Annotated in this window: 1 rRNA gene; it reads right to left on the bottom strand. The window is 50.6% G+C overall.

What is annotated here, in order from left to right:
• Nucleotides 1-202 precede the first annotated feature (202 nt).
• A 23S ribosomal RNA gene (locus IEX97_RS12900) occupies nt 203-974 on the bottom strand; the annotation flags it as partial.

Here is a 974-nt window from a genome sequence, read left to right on the forward strand (position 1 = left end):
TCTCTCCACAAATTGTCATCATCAGATTAGTACACTGAAGATGTTGTTACACGTAGTACGGGTAACGATATTTAAAGCCTGGCGATGTTCCAAAACGCTATGGTCGCCAAGCAAATTCTTTAATTCGGAAAGCTGTTTCTGTGTTCTCTACACATTCAATTCTGTTCTTGCTTCGAGTCCATCAAAACCCCTTGGGTGTTGTATGGTTAAGCCTCACGGGCAATTAGTATCAGTTAGCTCAATGCCTCACAGCACTTACACACCTGACCTATCAACGTCGTAGTCTCCGACAACCCTTTAGGATACTTAAAGTATCAGGGAAGACTCATCTCAGGGCTCGCTTCCCGCTTAGATGCTTTCAGCGGTTATCGATTCCGAACTTAGCTACCGGGCAATGCGTCTGGCGACACAACCCGAACACCAGAGGTTCGTCCACTCCGGTCCTCTCGTACTAGGAGCAGCCCCCTTCAATCTTCCAACGCCCACGGCAGATAGGGACCGAACTGTCTCACGACGTTCTAAACCCAGCTCGCGTACCACTTTAAATGGCGAACAGCCATACCCTTGGGACCGACTTCAGCCCCAGGATGTGATGAGCCGACATCGAGGTGCCAAACACCGCCGTCGATATGAACTCTTGGGCGGTATCAGCCTGTTATCCCCGGAGTACCTTTTATCCGTTGAGCGATGGCCCTTCCATTCAGAACCACCGGATCACTATGACCTGCTTTCGCACCTGCTCGAATTGTCATTCTCGCAGTCAAGCGGGCTTATGCCATTGCACTAACCTCACGATGTCCAACCGTGATTAGCCCACCTTCGTGCTCCTCCGTTACTCTTTGGGAGGAGACCGCCCCAGTCAAACTACCCACCAGGCACTGTCCGCAACCCCGATAAGGGGCCAACGTTAGAACATCAAGCATACAAGGGTGGTATTTCAAGATTGCCTCCACAAATACTGGCGTACTTGCTTC

The organism is Paenalicyclobacillus cellulosilyticus, assembly GCF_014647315.1.
Taxonomy (GTDB): Bacteria; Bacillota; Bacilli; order Alicyclobacillales; family Alicyclobacillaceae; genus Alicyclobacillus_J; species Alicyclobacillus_J cellulosilyticus.